This is a genomic window from Nesterenkonia sp. LB17 (assembly GCF_022565915.1).
Taxonomy (GTDB): Bacteria; Actinomycetota; Actinomycetes; order Actinomycetales; family Micrococcaceae; genus Nesterenkonia.
The window spans coordinates 829,468-845,777 of sequence record NZ_JAJOYX010000001.1 but is presented as its reverse complement, the minus strand read 5'-3'; the positions used below and the strand labels follow the sequence as shown (position 1 = coordinate 845,777).

General features: G+C 68.2%; 15 protein-coding genes and 1 tRNA gene. 4 read left to right on the top strand and 12 right to left on the bottom strand.

Annotation, left to right across the window (positions count from 1 at the left end):
* Positions 1-189: 189 nt before the first annotated feature.
* Positions 190-999 carry an alpha/beta fold hydrolase gene (locus tag LTH96_RS03850; RefSeq protein WP_241464412.1) on the top strand — a complete coding sequence of 270 codons (810 nt, stop codon included), beginning with the start codon at positions 190-192 and terminating at the stop codon, positions 997-999.
* 93 nt (positions 1,000-1,092) lie between these two features.
* Here LTH96_RS03850 and LTH96_RS03845 read toward each other — a convergent pair whose 3' ends face one another.
* Both LTH96_RS03845 and LTH96_RS03840 read right to left on the bottom strand, forming a co-directional pair.
* Positions 1,093-2,244: a glycosyltransferase family 4 protein gene (locus LTH96_RS03845; protein ID WP_241464411.1), complete on the bottom strand. Its 1,152-nt coding sequence runs from the start codon at positions 2,242-2,244 to the stop codon at positions 1,093-1,095.
* 101 nt (positions 2,245-2,345) lie between these two features.
* Positions 2,346-2,419: transfer RNA gene (locus LTH96_RS03840), tRNA-Gly, on the bottom strand.
* A gap of 115 nt (positions 2,420-2,534) precedes the next feature.
* Between LTH96_RS03840 and LTH96_RS13195 the strand changes: the two genes are divergently transcribed.
* Entirely contained in the window at positions 2,535-5,750 is a 3,216-nt protein-coding gene (locus LTH96_RS13195) for a glycosyltransferase (protein WP_241464410.1), read from the top strand.
* Position 5,751: 1 nt separating this feature from the next.
* On the opposite strand, the gene LTH96_RS03830 is transcribed toward LTH96_RS13195, so the two are convergent.
* The 9 genes from LTH96_RS03830 to coaD all read right to left on the bottom strand — a co-directional run bounded on the left by LTH96_RS03830 (position 5,752) and on the right by coaD (position 13,335).
* Positions 5,752-6,711, bottom strand: coding sequence for a glycosyltransferase (locus tag LTH96_RS03830; RefSeq protein WP_241464409.1), 960 nt, complete (start codon positions 6,709-6,711; stop codon positions 5,752-5,754).
* A complete protein-coding gene (locus tag LTH96_RS03825) occupies positions 6,708-7,934 on the bottom strand; it encodes a glycosyltransferase family 4 protein (RefSeq protein WP_241464408.1) in 1,227 nt (408 codons plus the stop codon). Before LTH96_RS03825 ends, LTH96_RS03830 begins: the two co-directional genes overlap by 4 nt.
* Positions 7,931-9,079 (bottom strand): LCP family protein, encoded by a 1,149-nt coding sequence (locus LTH96_RS13190; RefSeq protein WP_241464407.1) that lies wholly within the window; start codon positions 9,077-9,079, stop codon positions 7,931-7,933. Before LTH96_RS13190 ends, LTH96_RS03825 begins: the two co-directional genes overlap by 4 nt.
* A gap of 100 nt (positions 9,080-9,179) precedes the next feature.
* On the bottom strand, positions 9,180-10,187 hold the full coding sequence (mutM, locus tag LTH96_RS03815) for a bifunctional DNA-formamidopyrimidine glycosylase/DNA-(apurinic or apyrimidinic site) lyase (protein ID WP_241464406.1): 1,008 nt from the start codon (positions 10,185-10,187) through the stop codon (positions 9,180-9,182).
* Positions 10,187-10,930: a ribonuclease III gene (rnc, locus tag LTH96_RS03810; protein WP_241464405.1), complete on the bottom strand. Its 744-nt coding sequence runs from the start codon at positions 10,928-10,930 to the stop codon at positions 10,187-10,189. The genes mutM and rnc overlap by 1 nt, the downstream gene beginning before the upstream one ends.
* Positions 10,931-10,956: 26 nt before the next feature.
* Entirely contained in the window at positions 10,957-11,160 is a 204-nt protein-coding gene (rpmF, locus tag LTH96_RS03805) for a 50S ribosomal protein L32 (protein WP_058888791.1), read from the bottom strand.
* A 65-nt stretch (positions 11,161-11,225) separates the two neighbouring features.
* Entirely contained in the window at positions 11,226-11,792 is a 567-nt protein-coding gene (locus LTH96_RS03800; RefSeq protein WP_241464404.1) for a DUF177 domain-containing protein, read from the bottom strand.
* Positions 11,793-11,867: 75 nt separating this feature from the next.
* Positions 11,868-12,791: a UTP--glucose-1-phosphate uridylyltransferase GalU gene (gene galU, locus LTH96_RS03795; RefSeq protein ID WP_241464403.1), complete on the bottom strand. Its 924-nt coding sequence runs from the start codon at positions 12,789-12,791 to the stop codon at positions 11,868-11,870.
* A 67-nt stretch (positions 12,792-12,858) separates the two neighbouring features.
* Positions 12,859-13,335: a pantetheine-phosphate adenylyltransferase gene (coaD, locus tag LTH96_RS03790; RefSeq protein WP_241464402.1), complete on the bottom strand. Its 477-nt coding sequence runs from the start codon at positions 13,333-13,335 to the stop codon at positions 12,859-12,861.
* An 18-nt stretch (positions 13,336-13,353) separates the two neighbouring features.
* On the opposite strand from coaD, the gene LTH96_RS03785 reads away from it, so the two are divergent.
* Complete coding sequence (locus LTH96_RS03785) at positions 13,354-14,808, top strand: aminotransferase class I/II-fold pyridoxal phosphate-dependent enzyme (RefSeq protein ID WP_241464401.1); 1,455 nt, start codon at positions 13,354-13,356, stop codon at positions 14,806-14,808.
* The gene (locus LTH96_RS03780) at positions 14,808-15,722 is read left to right on the top strand and encodes a spermidine synthase (protein WP_241464400.1); all 915 of its coding nucleotides are present in this window, start codon (positions 14,808-14,810) and stop codon (positions 15,720-15,722) included. The genes LTH96_RS03785 and LTH96_RS03780 overlap by 1 nt, the downstream gene beginning before the upstream one ends.
* Here the strand turns inward: LTH96_RS03780 and rsmD are convergent.
* Positions 15,685-16,275, bottom strand: coding sequence for a 16S rRNA (guanine(966)-N(2))-methyltransferase RsmD (gene rsmD / locus LTH96_RS03775; RefSeq protein ID WP_241464399.1), 591 nt, complete (start codon positions 16,273-16,275; stop codon positions 15,685-15,687). The genes LTH96_RS03780 and rsmD overlap by 38 nt on opposite strands.
* Positions 16,276-16,310 lie beyond the last annotated feature (35 nt).

Below are 16,310 nucleotides of genomic sequence, written 5' to 3'. Positions count from 1 at the left end.
CCACCCCTGGTTGGGACATCGAGAGGCTCACCTCGAGCATTGATCGCTCCGGGGCACAGTTCAGCGGGTCAGGACAGGTCAACCTCCGAGGAGGAACCAGCCATCCACGCGCACATCCCATATCTACCCACTCCCTTATCTGGTTAGATGCCTCCTATGAGGCAGATCACTCGACTTGAGCACATCAGCATGAGCTACACCGACACTGGCGGTGAGAAGCCCCCGCTGGTCCTGCTTCATGGGTGGCCCCAAACCTCCCAGTGCTGGGACGCGGTCATCCCCGCACTGGCCGAGGACTACCGCGTCGTCGCTCCTGATCTTCGCGGCTACGGGCACACCGACAAGCCGCGCGGCGGATATGACAAGAAGACGATGGCTGAAGACATCCGAGAGCTCATCGCGCACCTCGGATACGACTCTGTACGGGTTGTAGGACACGATCGGGGCGCTCGGGTCGCCCACCGTCTGGCCCTGGACCACCGGGAGCTGATCACACACCTGACGCTGCTGGACATCGCTCCGACGCTTCACATGTTCCGAAACGGCACCATGGAGATGGCTCAGGGCTACTGGCACTGGCTGTTCCACATGAAGGACGATCTGCCAGAGCTGCTGGTCGGGCCCCACATCGAGGAATACCTCAGGTTCTTCTTCGAACGATGGACCCTGCAGCGCCACACACTCGACGCGGTGATCCCTGACTACGTGGAGGCGTTCTCCCGACCAGGAGCGTTGCGCGCCGGATTCGACGACTATCGCGCCACCGACATCGACCTGGTCCACGACGCCGAAAACCTCGACGCCGGTGACACAGTGGATCTGCCGATCCAGGTGCTCTGGGGAGATCATGGATTGGTCGCCGGGCGCGACGTGGTCCAAGCCTGGAGACCCTTCGCCCCGCACGCGCACGGCGAACCGATCACCGACTGCGGACACTTCATCCCGGAGGAACAGCCCGAGGTTCTGGTGAAGAAGCTCAAGGACCACCTCGCCTCCTGAGCACGGAGGCCTCCCCCGCTCAGGCCTACAGGGTTCCCCGCGTGGGCTCCCCCGCGAGCGGCGCGGCCTGCCGAGGGAGGTCTCGCCGCAGACTCACGTTCTCTTCGCGCGGGGGAGCAGCACGTCCAGGGCATTCTCGATCGACTCCGCGTGCTTCTCCGCCGTATAGCGATCCCGCACGACGGCGAGGCTCGCCTCCCCCAGCTGGGTCAGCTGCGCTGGGTCGGCCAGGAGCTCGGCGAGGACCCTGCGCAGCGAGCCGGCGTCGCCGGCCTGGTAGTACCGGCCGGTGATTCCCTCCACCACGGCCTCGATCTCGGGGCTTGAATCGGGGTTGCCGTCCTCGGCCAGCACCGGCACGCCGAAGCTCATCGCCTGGGTGACGTTCAGCCCGGCCCCGCCGACGGAGACCGCGAGGTCGGCCTGGGCGTAGAGCCCGCGCAGCTGGTCATAGTCGTAGACGGCGCCGAGAAACGCTGCATCCACGCCGTGTTCGGTGAACACCTGCTCGAGCCGGGGCCGCTCGGCACCCTCGCCCACGATGAGCACCTTCGGCCGCTCAGCCGCCGGCATGCCGCCGAGTGCTTCGGCGAGCAGGTCCAGCCGGTGCCGGCTGGTGAGCCGGGAGCTGTAGATGATCGTGGCGGCTGAGCCGGCGTCGTCGTAAGTGGCTTGACCCACGTGAGCGTCAGCGGCCTCCCGGGCCATGCCGGTCAGAGCCTGCGGGTAGATGCTGTTGTAGATGACCTGGATCTTCTCGGCCGGGACCCCGTAGGAGCTGCCGAGCTCCTTCGCGCGGTCCCCGTAGACGAGCAGCCCGTCGGTCAGTCGGTAGAAGGCGAGCCGGACCCGGCGCTTGAGCCCTTCCTCGGGGCGCTTCCAGCCGTGGCCCCACATGATCAGGGTGCGTCCGCGCAGCGCGGCGATCGCTGAGGCGGCCCAGGCGGAGACGGTGGGGATGCGACCGGCGATCACGTAGGCGTCGTGGTGACCCCGCCAGATCTCCCGGACCTGGCCGTGTTCCCACCAGAACTTGCCCAACGCGGAAAACTTGAGCGGCCTGACCTTCGCCAGGACCTCGTCAGCGGCGGAATGGATCGAGTCGGCGGAGGAGGCTTCGGAGTTCTTGAACCGTCCCACAAGGTCGAAGTCGTACCGCGTGGACTCCAGCAGCCGGCGCAGCAGAGGCTCGCGGTAGTGCGCCACGGTGGGCTGGACCACGAAATACACCCGGGGAGGCGCCATGGGTTCCTCTCACTTTCGAGCCGACTTTGCGGCAGATGCACAAAAAGCCTCTCCTGCTGTGACCGAGGGGACCCGATCACCGGGAGAGGCTTGGAAGTGACTGGAGGGGATGACGGGAATCGAACCCGCATCGTTGGTTTGGAAGACCAAAGCTTTACCACTAAGCTACATCCCCGTGTACGCCCGGAATCTGGCCCTTTTCAGGCTGATTCACCGCCGCAACGAGCCTTCACTCTAGCAAGCCGGACTGCCTCCTCCAAACCCAACACGCCTCGGGATAGTGTCGAGGAGTGAATCTCCCAGACAACTCCTCCGCCCAGCCCGCGAGCACTCCCGCCAGCACCCCGGCCTCTGGCACAGCAGTCTCTGAGATCACGACGGCGGCGGCATCGGCAGCCGAAGCCCACGAACAGGCCGCGCAGGAACTCTCCAGCTCAGCGCATCATGAGCAACTATGGGCGCCGTTGGAGCGGGCCCACCGCGAGCGCGCGGCGGATCTGCGCAGCCGGGCCGCACAGGCGACCGCCGCACCCGATGACCCCGCGCTGACCGCCCCACTCGCGGCACCTCTGGCGGCACCATTGGCGGCCCAGTCCACCCAGGACGCGCTGGCCGCCGCCCGCGCCGCGGCCGCGCAGCTTCCGGCCACCGAGCCTGGCACCTCCCGGCCCCCGCTGGACCTGCGGATCGGGATCATCTGCGACCGGTTCCTCTTCGACACCTACTCCGGGGCGGCCACCCTGATCCCGATCACCCCAGACAACTGGCAGGACCACCTCGATGACGTGGACCTGCTGCTGGTGGCCGCCACCTGGCGCGGCCACGACGGGCTCGCCTGGGACAACACGGCCGCGGAGGCTCCGGAGCGCCGTCGGCTCCTGATCAGCACCATCATCCCGGCCTACCGTGAGGCAGGGGCTCCGCCGGTCTACTACGGCAAGGAGGACCCTCCGGACTACCGACAGTTCCTCGACGTGGCCCGGGCCTGCGACCACATCTTCACCACCGCCGCCGAGGTCCTCGAGGACTACCGGCGCGACTGCCCCGCCGCCCACAGCATCGAGGTGCTGCCCTTCGGGGTCAACCCGCTGCTGCACTCCCCCATCGGGTCCCGCAGCGCACCCGCGCAGGCCCGCGAGCTGATCTTCTTCGCCGGCTCCTGGATGGCAGGCAAGTACCCGAAGCGGGCCCGCTATGCCGAATGGATCTTCGACGGGGTGCTCGACGCGGGCAGGCCGCTGGCGATCGTGGACCGCTGGTGGGAGGAGATCTCCGCCCAGCTGGACTCCGCACACCCGCTGCTCAGCCCCAACCAGCTGATCCCGGTCAAGTACTGGCCCTACCGGGTGCCGGCCATGGACCACCACGAGCTCATGGACCTCCAGCGCGTGGTGGACGTCGCGGTGAACTTGAACTCGGTCATCGACTCGCAGACCATGTTCGCCAACCGGGCGCTGGAGCTGCAGGCCGCCGGCACTCTGGTGCTCTCCAGCTACAACCAGGGCCTGAATTCTTACCACCCGCAGGTCCGCATCGCGAACTCCGCGGCCGACGTGGAGGAGAGCCTGCGCGGGCTCGACCTCGAGGAGCTGCGCCGGGCCCAGGGCGACGGCGTCCGGGAGGTCTACCTGCGCCATCACGTCTCCGACCTGCTCACCCGGGTGGCCCGGACCGCCGGCAAGGCGATGGAGCGTCAGCAGGAGCTGGTGGTCGCCGTGGCCGAGAACGTCACCGCCGAGCTCGCCCAGGACATGGCGGCGCAGAGCCTGGCCGGACTCAGCTCGTCAGCCCCTGGATTCAGCCCGGTGGAGCTGCTCAGCTGGGAGCAGCTCGGCGCCCGCGCCGCGGACCCGCTGGCGACGCCCATCGACGTGTTGCTGCCGTTGAGCGACCAGCGCCGGTATGGGCCGCACTACGCCGCCGATCATGTGGCGGCCTTCCGCTACCAGTCGGCGACGATCAGCACCAAGCTCACCGGCACCGCCGCAGAGACCGACGCGCACGCTCACCAGCACCAGCGCGGCTTCGCCGATCTGGACCTGACGGCCTGGTGGCGGCCCGAGGCGGCGGCGCTGGTCACCCCCGCCGTGCTGGCAGCCTCCGGGCAGGACGCCCGGGTCTACGCCATCGATCATCTGGGGCACGCCGCGGCGTCGTCCATCGCGGCTTCAGGGCTGCTCCCTGCAGCGCTCCCCCATCCCGGGGATGACCTGGCCGCCGTCAAGGCGGAGGTTCGTCGCACCGCGGAGGCCGAGCAGCTGGAGCTCTCGGTGATCGTGCCGATCTACAACAACGGGGACCATCTGCAGCACAAGGCGTTCGCCTCGCTGCGCCGCTCCCCGCATTTTCCGCGCACCCAGGTGCTGCTGGTCGACGACGGCTCCTCCGACCCGGTCACCGTGGCCACCGTCGAAGAGCTGGCCCGGGCCTACCCGAACGTCTCCGCCTTCCGGCACGGCACCGGAGGCTCCGGCTCGGCCTCACGTCCACGCAACACCGGCCTGGAGCTCGCGGCGACCGAATACGTCACCTATCTGGATCCTGATGACGAGGAGCTGGAGGCCGGCTATCACCTGCTTCAGCAGCGCCTGTCGCAGATGCCCGACGCCGACTTCGCCCTGGGCACGCAGGTCACCTGGACCAACCGGCACCAGATCCTGCGGGTCCACGACTGGTACACCGGCATCGAGCAGCGTGATGGCCTGTGCTGGCCGACCCGCGACTCGCTGCGTGAGATCCGGTTCCGCCCGGCCTCGATCGAGGGACTCGTGACACGCACCGAATGGCTGCAGGGGCTGGGACTGACCCAGCCGGTGGGTGCCACCGGGCAGGACACCTTCTTCTTCCAGCAGATCCTCTTCCATGCCCGCGCCTATGTGCCGGTGGACCGCCCGGTCTACACCTACTACGGGGCTGTGGACACCTCCATCGTGAACGTGGTCAGCCCCGGGTACTTCCGCAAGTACCTGATCCTGGAAGCTGCCCGGGCCTCCTGGCTGCGCGAGGTCGGGCTGCTCCAGGACTACCTGGACACCCGCTTCGAGCACTTCTTCGTCACCTGGTACCTGTGGAAGTTCTCCCGGGTCCCCGCCGCAGACAGGGCGGAGGCGGCAGCGGTGCTCGCCGAGATCGCCGCGTTCTACGTGGAGGACCCGAAGAATCACCCCTGGCAGACCCCGGAGGCGCTGCGCTTCTTCGGTCAGCGTCGGCTGCCGTCGGCCAAGAAGCTGCGCCCGCTCGCGGGCCGGGTCAAGCGCCGGGCCCGCAATGCTGCGGGCCAGCGACTGGGTCAGTTCAAGCGAACCCGCCTGGGACGTGGCGCCGGGGCCGTCTACCGGCGCACGCTCAAGCCCAAGTCCGATGACCAGGTCACCGCGCTGCGCGAGGTCTCCGCCGAGATCGACCGCATCCGCCGACGCGAAGCCGACCAGTGGGGCATCACCGCCGCGGAAGCGGCCTACGCGCTGGCAGTGCAGGACCGCAGCAAGACCGACGACGCCGGCTGAGTCAGCGGCCGTATTCCTCGTAGCGACGGCCGGCGGCGGCCTGGAGCATGCCCCACCCTTCACGGTGGTAGACGCTGTCCACATACCGCACCGGTGCACGCTTGAGCCGACGCGCCGCGGTGCGAGTGGCCCCATAGCCGAGCCGAACGACTCCTTCGGCGGCGATCCGCAGCCGAAGCGCCGGAGTGGGGTGCTCGAGCTGAGCGCGGCGGATGAGTTTGGTGGCGCGCACGTGACCGGCACGGATCCCGCGCTGACGCATCCAGGCGGGGCTGAGCCGTTCGGCGGGCAGGTCCTCTTCCACCTGCGCCTCGGCGCACCACCAAGACCGCGCCCCGGCGGCCTGCATCCGGCCGAAGAGGTCGGAGTCCTCGCCGCCGATGAAGCTGAACGCCTCGTCGAAGCGAAAGCCCAGCCGGGTGAACCAGTGCGCGCGGACCAACACGTTGTTGGTCGCCGCCCGGAGGCCCCAGGGTCCGGTGGGAAAATCGATGCGCCGGATGAAGCCGCTGGACTGCAGCCAGGCCGGCGGGTCCTCCCCGAAATGGGTGATCACCGGACCCGAGACGGTGTCGGCCCCGGACTCGTTCGCGCAGTCGATCATCGTGCGCAGCCAGTCCGGCGCCGCGCGTTCGTCGTCGTCGAGGAAGAGCACTGCTTCCGCATCCGTGGGCACGGCCTGCACTGCGGCGTTGCGCGCGGCGGCGATCCCCGGGCGTGGCTCATGGATGTAGTGCGCGGACGGATACCGGCCGCGGACCTGGGCCTCGGCGTCGCCCTCGGGGCTGTTGTCCACCACGATCAGCTGCGGCAGCTGCGCTGCGCCAGTTGACTGCCCTGAGTCGCCCGGGGGCCCGGAAGCTCCGAGATCCTGGGCGCGCAGCGAGGCCAGCAGCTCAGCCAGCGGGCCGGGTCGACGGTAGGTGCAGACACAGATATAGGCGTTGGCGGCGGTGATCACCGGGAGTGCTCCTGCAGCAGCTGGCGCAGCAGGGCGGCGTAGCGGCTTCCCAGGCCCGGCAGGTCGGCGTATTCGGCGACCCAGTCGCGTCCGCGCGAATCCACCGGGGTGGAGTCCGGGTCGGCGGCGAGCTCGGTGAGCGTGGCCGCGATCTCTGCGGAGTCTCCGTCGAGGAAGCTGACGTTGGGCGCGTGGCCGAGCACCCAGGCGGCCTCCCCGGTGACCGCGGCGGTGATGTGTTTGCCCAGGCCCAGCAGCTCGAAGGTCTTCGAGGGCACGGTCCAGGCGAAGGAGGCCCAGTCGGTGCGCAGGCTCACCAGCGCGGTGTCGGCCCAGCGGTAGTGCTCCCAGATCTCCTCGCCGTGCACCGGGTCGCAGAACTCCACCGCCCCGCTCTCCAGGGCCCCGGCGGCGGCGGCGATCTGGCGCAGCTGCTCCTTCTGGGTGCCGGAGCCGACCAGCCGGAGCGTGACGTCGAGCCCCTCGGTGCGCGGGATCATGGCCACGGCCGTGATGAGCCGCTCCAGCGCCTGGCTCTCCCCATGGTTGCCCAGATAGGCGATGCGCAGCTCCCCGGCCTCGCGGGAGCGGTGTTCCAGCTGCGGCACCTGCTCCAGGGCCACGCCGTTGCTGATCGTCTCCACTCGGGCGACACCGCGCTCGCGCAGCCGCTGACCGAAGCCCTCGGTGACGGTGACGACGAGTTCCGCGCGGCGCTGGACGCTGACCACCGCGGATTCCATGACCTTCCCCAGCACGCCTGCCTTGACCCCGGCCTCACGGGCGAGTTCAGGCCAGGCGTCGCGCATGTCGACCACCAGCGGGACCCGGCGGCAGCGGCTGACCAGCCATCCCGCGCAGATGGTGGGCAGCGCGGGCACGGTCGCGATGACCAGATCGGGCTTGGGAGCGCCGAGCGCGCGAGGCACCATCAGCACCGCAGAGGCCAGATCGGAGGCGAAGCGTCCTGCGCGGGAGTTCTGCAGCAGGATGTACGGGGTGCGGTGCAGCCGCTCTCCGGTGGGCCCCGGGCTGGGGCGCAGCCGGAAGCGCCCCAGCGCGCGGACCTCTTCCGGGGTGTGGTGGGAGTTCACGGCAGGCGTGACGACGTCGACCGCCCAGCCGTCCTGGCGCAGCGAGCCCACGAGGCGCTCCCAGCGGCGCTGGGGGGCCGTGCGCTCGGGCCAATAGCTATGCGTCAGCAGCTGGACCCTAGGGGTCACTGCTGCTCATCCTGGGATTCGCGCAGCTCGATGTATTCGATGAAGCCCTCCATGTTGTCGTTCTTCAGAGACCGCTGCAGCAGCTCCAGCATCTCTTCGTCCTTGAGGATCACCTGGGCGCCGCTGGCGGTGGTGGCCATCTCCCCGGTGGGGATGGTGAACATCTCGATGTCCCCGGAACGGATGTCGCGCATCTCCAGGGCGTAGCCGGCGATGGTGTTGGCGTCGAGTCCGTCATCCACGCTCAGGTAGGGGACGATGCCGTTGACCACGTCCATCACCCGCTGCGGGTTGGTGAGGGTGTCGGCGGAGAGCAGCTGATCCACGATGCCGTTGATCACCAGCTGCTGGTTCTGCACCCGGGTGAAGTCTCCGTCTGGGAAGGCCTTGCGCTCGCGGACGAATCGGAGCGCGTTGTCCCCTTCCAGCCGGATGGTGCCTTCGGGGTAGAACGCCGGGTTGTGCTGCCCGGCGGAGAAGGGCCGCGGGTTCTCCACGTAGACCCCGCCCAGCGCGCGGGTGAGGTCGGAGAACCCTTCGAAGTCGATGATGGCCACGTGGTCGATGTGGGTGTTCAGCAGCTCCTCGACCGTGTCGATCACCAGCGGGTAGCCGCCCACGCCCAACGCGGAGTTCACCCGGCCCTGGCCCTCACCGGGGACATCGACCCAGAGGTCACGCACGATGGACATCACGTAGACCCCGGACCGGTCCGCGGGGATGTGGACGAACATCATGGTGTCTGAGCGTTCGGCGGCCTCGTCGCCGATCTCGCCCCGGTACTCCAGATCGTCTTCGCCGCGGCTGTCGGAGCCGAGCAGCAGCATGTTCACCGTGCCGTCCTCGGTGCGCCCGGCGGTGTCATCGCTTCCAAGCCCCAGGTCCAGGACGTTTCGCTGTTCGTCAAAGGTGGTGCGCAGCTGGTTGACGTAGATCAGCCCGGCGCCCACCGCGACGATGAGCAGCACCGCCACGGCGATGAGACCGTTGCGGATCAGGCGGCGTCGTCGTGAGTGGTCTTTGGGGGTGTCCTCGGAAGAGTCTGTGGCGCGGTTCGACGTCGAGGCTGCCACCGGGTCCGCGGGGCGCTTGGCGGCTCTGCGGGGTCGGTGAGGCTGTGGCTCGGGCGAATTCTTTTCGGCCACAGACCCTCCTCTACACGTTCGTCGATCCGATTCATGCTAGCCCACCGATCTGGGCAGTTACGCATCGGCGCTGTTCAGGCGGACTGTTCAGGGACTCCGGTCAGGCGCGGGCCCGGCGGGGGCGGGGCTGGCAGGTCGGGCACCAGAAGGAGGAGCGACCCATGAAGGGATCCCGGCGGATGGTGGCGGCGCGCGGCGTGTCTGCGCAGCGGCGGCAGGGCTGCCCGGTGCGCCCGTAGCTCTGCAGCGAGCGGTCGAAGTAGCCGGAGGCGCCGTTGACGTTGACGTAGAGCGCGTCGAAGCTGGTGCCGCCGGCCTCGAGCGCGGCGAGCATCACGGTCTTGACCCCGTCGAGGAGCCGGGCGGCCTCGGCACGGGTGATGGTCTCGGTGGGGCGCAGGTAGTGCAGCCGGGCGAGCCAGAGCGCCTCATCGGCGTAGATGTTGCCGATCCCGGAGACCATGCCCTGATCCAGCAGCGCCCGTTTCAGCCCGGTCTTGCGTCGGCGCAGGGTGCGGAAGAAGGTCTCCTCGTCGAATCCGGGCTCCAGCGGGTCCGGGGCGATGTGCACCGCTGCGGCCGGCACGCTGCCGCTGGGGTGGGTGGAGGCGACCAGCTCGGAGATCTGCATGCCGCCGAAGATCCGCTGGTCGATGAAGCGCAGCTGCTTCGGGCGCGCGTCTTCGCCTCTGGAACCTTCGTCGCCGGAACCTGACAGATCAGTACATTCCCCACCGAGCTGAAGCGTGATCTTCAGATGCTTCTGCGCCGGAGCGGAGGGATCATCGATGAGCACCTGTCCGCTCATGCCCAGGTGGATCAGCAGCGACTGCTGGACCGGTTCACTCCCGGAGGCGGATTCGGCAGGTGCCGCGGGTCCCTGCAGCGGGATCCAGAGGAATTTTCCGCGCCGCTGGGGCGCCAGCAGCGTCTGCTGGGTCAGTGCGGCGGCGAAGGAGTCCAGTCGGGCCGGTTCGGCGAGCGTGGTGCCCAGAGCGTGCCGGCGCAGGCTGCGCGGATCGTGGATGGTGACCTTCTCCACGGTGCGTCCGGTGGCCCAGCGGCCGATGCCGCGGCGGACCACTTCGACCTCGGGCAGCTCGGGCATCAGGCGGGTGCGTCGTCCCCGAAGCGGTCGAGGACCAGGGTGAGGATGTCGCCCTGTTCACCGCGGCCGGCGGTGAGGGTCTCCACGGTGACCCGGGCGGCTTCGCGCTCGGCCTCCTTCTTGGAGGGCCCGGAGCCGGCGCCGTACGGGGTTCCGCCGATGACCAGGGTGGCATTGAAGGACTTGTGGTGGTCCGGACCGAAGTCGGTGATCAGGTACCGGATCTCGCCCATGTCTTTGGCGGCCGCAATCTCCTGGATGGTGGTCTTCCAATCCTTGCCGGCGGTCATCGCGTCCTTGTCGCTGAGCAGCGGGACCACGAGGCGCAGCACCAGACGGCGGGCCGTCTCGGTGTCGGTGGAGAGGTAGGCGGCGCCGATGAGCGCCTCCATGGTGTCGGCGAGGATCGAGTCCTTGTCCTGCCCGCCGGTTAGCCGTTCGCCGGCGCCGAGGCTGATGTGGGGGCCGACGCCGAGGCTGCGGGCGACCCGCGCCAGGGCACGGGTGCTCACCAGCGCGGCACGGAGCTTGGCGAGGTCGCCCTCGGCCAGGTCCGGGAAGGTCCGGAACAGGTAATCGGTCACCGCCAGGCCGAGGATCGAGTCCCCGAGGAACTCCAGCCGCTCATTGGTGGGCAGGTTGGAGTTCTCGTAGGCGTAGGAGCGATGTGTCAGGGCAAGACGAAGAGTCCCGGGGGCAATATGCACCCCGAGACTCTTCACAAGCTCTTCGTGATCACTCACGTGTGATGTCGTCATGTTTCGACGACTCAGGCGTCAGCGACCTTGCGACCCTTGTACTCATAGAACAGTGGTGAGCCGGCGGAGTCGGTGACCAGCTTGGCCTGGTGAGGCTGGCTGTAGACGACGCGACCGTTCTCCACGGTCTTCACCAGCTTCGGCACAGAAGCCTTCCACTGCGAGCGGCGGTGACGGGTGTTGGATCGGGACATCTTCCGCTTTGGAACAGCCACGGTGTCTCTTTTCTCTCTAGATGATGGACAGGGTCTTGGTCAATGAAGTTCTAGGTGTTCAAGTTCTAGGTGCTGGAGCTGGACTCGGGGTCCGACTCCGGCAGTCCCGCGGCCACGTCTTTCAATGCGGCCCAGCGGGGGTCGAGCTGCTCGTGGTAATGCTCGAGGTCGTCCTCCATGCGGAATCCGCAGACGGAGCACAGTCCCGGGCAGTCCTCGCGGCAGACCGGCTGGAACGGCAGCGCCGAGACCATCAGGTCACGCAGCACCGGTTCCAGGTTGATGGTGAGGTCATTGCCCATCGGGCGGGTGTCCTCATCCTCTTGCTCTGCCGGATCGGTCCGCGCCTTCTGGGGCCAGCTGAACAACTGCATGATGTCAACGGTGAGCGGGAACTTCAACTCATCGAGACACCGTCCGCACTGTCCGGTGACCTCGCCGACGGCGGTGCCTGTCATCAGCACACCTTCATGCACCGATTCCAGACGCAGATCCACCTGCAGCTCGCTGCCCTGCGGGATCCCGATGAGGACCGTTGCGAAGCCCTCCGGGGCCGGGACAGTTCTGTGAATCTCGTGCTGAGTTCCGGGCTTGCCCCGGAGCTCCTGCACATCTACGCGTAGAGCAGTCATTGCTGAACCACTCCTCAATGATCTAGACCGACGTGCCACTCTACCAGTCAGGGTGGCTGCGGGGCGAACCCCCGATCAGATCTGGCCGACGAACTCTTTCAGCCACTCGCGCAGGTCCGGTCCGAGGTCTTCGCGGTCCACTGCCAGGGTCACCACGGCCTTGATGTAGCTGAGCTTGTCCCCGGTGTCATAGCGGCGTCCGCGGAAGATCACGGCGTGGACTCCGCCGCCTTCTTCGGCGGGCTTGGACGCCATGGCCTGCAGCGCGTCGGTCAGCTGGATCTCGTTGCCACGACCGGGCTTGGTCTGCTCGAGCTCGGCGAAGATCGCCGGGTGCAGCACGTAGCGGCCGATGATGGCGAGGTTCGAAGGCGCCTCGTCCACGGGAGGCTTCTCCACCAGAGCGTGGACGGGCACGACGTCGGCGGGCTGTCCGTTCTCGCCGTGGAGCTTGTCGTGGCCGTTGGCGTCGATGACGCCGTAGGCGCTGATCTTGTCCTCAGGAACCTCCATCACGGCGATGACGGATCCGCCGAGCTTCTCCTGGGTCTCCAGCATGGTCGAGAGCAGCTCGTCGCGCTCATCGATCAGGTCATCGCCGAGCAGCACGGCGAAGGGCTCGTCGCCGACGTGGCGCTTGGCGCAGAGCACCGCGTGGCCCAGGCCCTTGGCCTCGCCCTGGCGGATGTAGTGCAGATCGCCGAGCTCGGTGGCCTGACGGACAGCCTCCAGCTTCTTGGTGTCACCCTTGGCTTCCAGGGTGGCCTCCAGGTCGGGGACCCGGTCGAAGTGGTTCTCCAGGGAGCGCTTGTTGCGGCCGGTGATCATCAGGATGTCATCGAGGCCGGCCTTCGCGGCTTCGGCGACGACGTACTGGATCGCCGGCTGATCCACCACGGGAAGCATCTCTTTAGGCATGGCCTTGGTGGCCGGAATGAATCGGGTTCCCAGTCCCGCAGCGGGGATCACGGCTTTTCGAGTAGACGTTGTTGAACTCATGTAAACACCTTATCGTTTCCTGAATGCTTGACCAGAGGGTTCTATGAAGTTTATTCATCCGACTCTCTCAGCGGCGGCGATCCTGGAGTCGGCGCTGCACGGCACGCGGAATGAACTCAGCGACGTCTCCGCCGAGCGTGTGGATCTCCTTGACCAGCGTGGAGGACAGATGCGTGTAGCGGCCGTCCGCGGCGAGGAACACGGTCTCCAGCCCGGAGAGATGGCGGTTCATCGTGGCCATCGGGGACTCGTAGCCGAGATCCCTGGGGTCGCGCAGGCCCTTGACCAGAGCGTTGGCGCCTACCTCTTTGCAGAAATCGGTCAGCAGCCCGGTGCCCAGCGGCTTGACGCTCACCCCGCGCACATAGGAGAAGGTCTCCTGCGCCATCGCTATGCGCTCTTCGACGGAGAACATCGGGTTCTTGTGGATATTGGGCGACACGGCGACGATCACCTCGTCGAAGAGGTTCGAGGCACGGGCGATGATCTCCACATGGCCGTTGTGCAGGGGGTCGAATGATCCGGGGCACACTGCTAGCTGCATGATCTGACACTACTTCAGGTGAGCAACCTCCTGCCTCAAGACGCGCAGGACACATTCCCGATCGGCTGGCTGTCTACGATGGAGTACATGTCCTCTCATCCCACCCCCAGCCCCGATCCGCTCACCCTCGACCAGCCCTGGGCCCGGACCGCGGCCGGAGCCAACACCTTGGGCATCGACTCTGCGCAGAGCTCACCCCAGGTCATGCCCACCATCTACGAGCGCACGACGGCGGCGGCGATCGCCCACGGCGCGATCAATCTGGGTCAGGGATTCCCCGACACCGAGGGCCCGGACTGGCTGCTGGAGCTGGCCGCGCGAGCGATCACCGAGCCCGAGACCGGTCCGCGCAATCAGTACGCGCCGGGGATGGGATTGATCGAGCTGCGCGAGGCGATCGGTGACGCCCAGGCGCGGCGCCAGGGCGTCACGTTGGATCCTGCCACGCAGGTCATGGTCACCACCGGAGCCACCGAAGGGATCTCGGCGACGATCCTGGCGTTCGCCCGTCCCGGCAGCGAGGTGCTCACCTTCGAGCCGCACTATGACTCCTACGGGGCCTGCGTCGCCCTAGCCGGGGCCCGCCTGGTGGGCATTCCGCTGCGCGGCCCGGAGTTCCGCCCCGATCTGGACGCCTTCGAGGCCGCCATCACCGAGCGCACCTCGATGATCCTGCTCAACACCCCGCACAACCCCACCGGCACGGTCTTCAGCACCGAGGAGCTGACCCGGATCGTGGAGCTGGCGGTCAAGCATGATCTCAAGATCATGTGCGACGAGGTCTACGAACACCTGGTGCTCTCCGATGCGCGGCTTCCGCACCGCAGCATCCTCACCATCCCCGGCGCCGAGGAGGTGGCCGTCGCGGTGGGCTCCGCCGGGAAGTCCTTCTCGGTCACCGGGTGGAAGGTCGGCTGGATCACCGGTGGGACTGAACTGGTCAGCCAGATCCGCGGGGTCAAGCAGTTCCTGAGCTTCTCCTCCGGTCCGGCCTTTCAGTGGGCGATCGCCCACGGACTCGAGGACGACCGAGGATTCTTCGCGAAGAACACGGCCGAGCTGGAGGCCGGCCGGGACCTGCTGCGTGACGGCCTGCGCGAGCTGGGCCTGGCGCCGAACCGCGCCGAGGCGGGCTACTTCGTGCTCGGCAACGTCTCCGGCATCACCTCCCTCTCGGCCGCCGACTTCTGCCGGATCCTCGCCGAGGAGGTCGGTGTCGCGGCGATCCCGGTCTCGGCGCTGACCATCCAGCACCTGGCAGCACCGACCGATGAGCTGGAGCACCTGGTCCGCTTCGCCTTCTGCAAGGATCACGCGACCATCGAAGAGGGGCTGCGCCGGATGCGTGAGCACCTGCCGGCCGCGCTGGCTGCCTGCCCGCCGGTGGAGGCTGCCTTCGGCGCGAGCTCGGTGGCCGACGCCGGCCCGGCTGCCCGCGCGACCGTGTCTGTCGCCGGACCTGGAAGCCTGTGATGCCGCACCGGGACACCCTGGGGCTCCCCCGCAGCCAGCGGCTCTCCTTCTCCGGGCAGCTGGCCGAGCTCACGAAGGACGACCTCACCGAGGACGGGGTGGTGCTGAGCATCGGCGGGGCCGAGCAGTCCCATGTGGAGGTCGGCGATCCCGATTATCTGCTCCACGACTACCTGTTCCGGATGGGCGCGGTGCTGCAGACCTGCGCCCGCGAGCGCCTGGGTCCTGCTGCCGCTGGCAGCTCGGCGAGCCCTGAGACCCCATCCTCCGAGCGGTCGACCTCCGGCTCCCCCCGGGTGCTGCACCTGGGCGCCGGGGCGCTGACCCTGCCGCGGTGGATCGAGCACCACTGGCCCGCGGTGGAACAGACCGTGGTGGACATCGAGCCCGAGCTGGTGGAGTTCGTGTTGGAGCATCTGCCGATGCGCAGAAGCCCGCGCAATCTGGTGGCCGACGCCGCCGCGGTCCTCGGCCCCGGCGGGGCCCTGGAGGAGGCGAGCTTCGACGTCGTCGTGGTGGACCTGTTCAACAGTGCGGCCGCGCCGGAGCACCTGCGCAGCCCGGAGTTTCACCGGGCGGTCTCTGCGGGTGTGGTCCCGGGCGGGCTGCTGCTGGTGAACCTCGGGGATGAGCCGCCGATGGACTTCGTCCGGGCGCAGGTGGCCTCGCTGCTCGACGCGGCGGCCGCGACCGCAGCCGGAGGCGGCGTGACAACTCCTGCTGAGGCGGCGAGCTCCGCGCTGCTGAGCGCGCCCAGCGATGTGCTCCAGGCCCGTGCGGAGGGGAACCTGACCTTCGCCGCGCGCCGTGGGCCTGAGCTGGAGCAGACCGAGCTCAACGCGCTCTGGGCCGCGGGCCCGCATCCCGGGGACGTGCTCAGTGCGGAAGAGCTGCTGGTGTGGGCTCGACCATGAAGATCTGGGTGCTTCCGTAGGACTTCTCGCTGAAGATCTCCAGGCCGTCCGGCAGTGAGGGCTCCCCGCTGCCGGCGTCGCGCTCGATCACCACGGTGGCCGCCTCGTGCAGGTGCTCCCGTGCGGCGCGCAGCACCTTGAGCAGCTCGGCATCGCCGAGGCTGTAGGGCGGATCCAGGAAGAGCAGCTCGATGGGCGGGCCGGTGCGGGACCCGAGGTATTTCAGCGCATCGGCCTTGTGCACCGAGACCTGCTTGCGCAGCGACTTCTCCGCGTCCGGGCCGAAGAACTCGGCGTTGCGGCGCAGCGTGCGCACCGCGGACTCGGCCTTGTCGATGGCCTCCAGGCTGCGGGCGCCACGGCTGAGCGACTCGAAGCCCAGCGCCCCGGAACCGGCGTAGAGGTCGACGACGACGGCGTCGATGAGCGCGTCATAGCCTTCGAGCCGGGAGAACAGCGACTCCTTGACCCGGTCGCTGGTGGGTCGGGTGGCGTCGTTCGGGACGGCGACGAGGCGGCGTCCCTTATGCGTGCCGGCGATGATCCGTGCCATCTCACACTCCTGTCCTGGGGCCCTGATGTCCTGAT

What these genes read in the sequence shown, in the direction of transcription:
- LTH96_RS03850 (WP_241464412.1), top strand. Translation starts at nt 190, where the DNA reads ATGAGCTACACCGACACTGGCGGTGAGAAGCCCCCGCTGGTCCTGCTT.
- LTH96_RS03845 (WP_241464411.1), bottom strand. Translation starts at nt 2,244, where the DNA reads ATGGCGCCTCCCCGGGTGTATTTCGTGGTCCAGCCCACCGTGGCGCAC.
- mutM (WP_241464406.1), bottom strand. Translation starts at nt 10,187, where the DNA reads ATGCCCGAGCTGCCCGAGGTCGAAGTGGTCCGCCGCGGCATCGGCCGC.
- LTH96_RS03800 (WP_241464404.1), bottom strand. Translation starts at nt 11,792, where the DNA reads ATGACTGCTCTACGCGTAGATGTGCAGGAGCTCCGGGGCAAGCCCGGA.
- galU (WP_241464403.1), bottom strand. Translation starts at nt 12,791, where the DNA reads ATGAGTTCAACAACGTCTACTCGAAAAGCCGTGATCCCCGCTGCGGGA.
- coaD (WP_241464402.1), bottom strand. Translation starts at nt 13,335, where the DNA reads ATGCAGCTAGCAGTGTGCCCCGGATCATTCGACCCCCTGCACAACGGC.
- LTH96_RS03780 (WP_241464400.1), top strand. Translation starts at nt 14,808, where the DNA reads ATGCCGCACCGGGACACCCTGGGGCTCCCCCGCAGCCAGCGGCTCTCC.
- rsmD (WP_241464399.1), bottom strand. Translation starts at nt 16,275, where the DNA reads ATGGCACGGATCATCGCCGGCACGCATAAGGGACGCCGCCTCGTCGCC.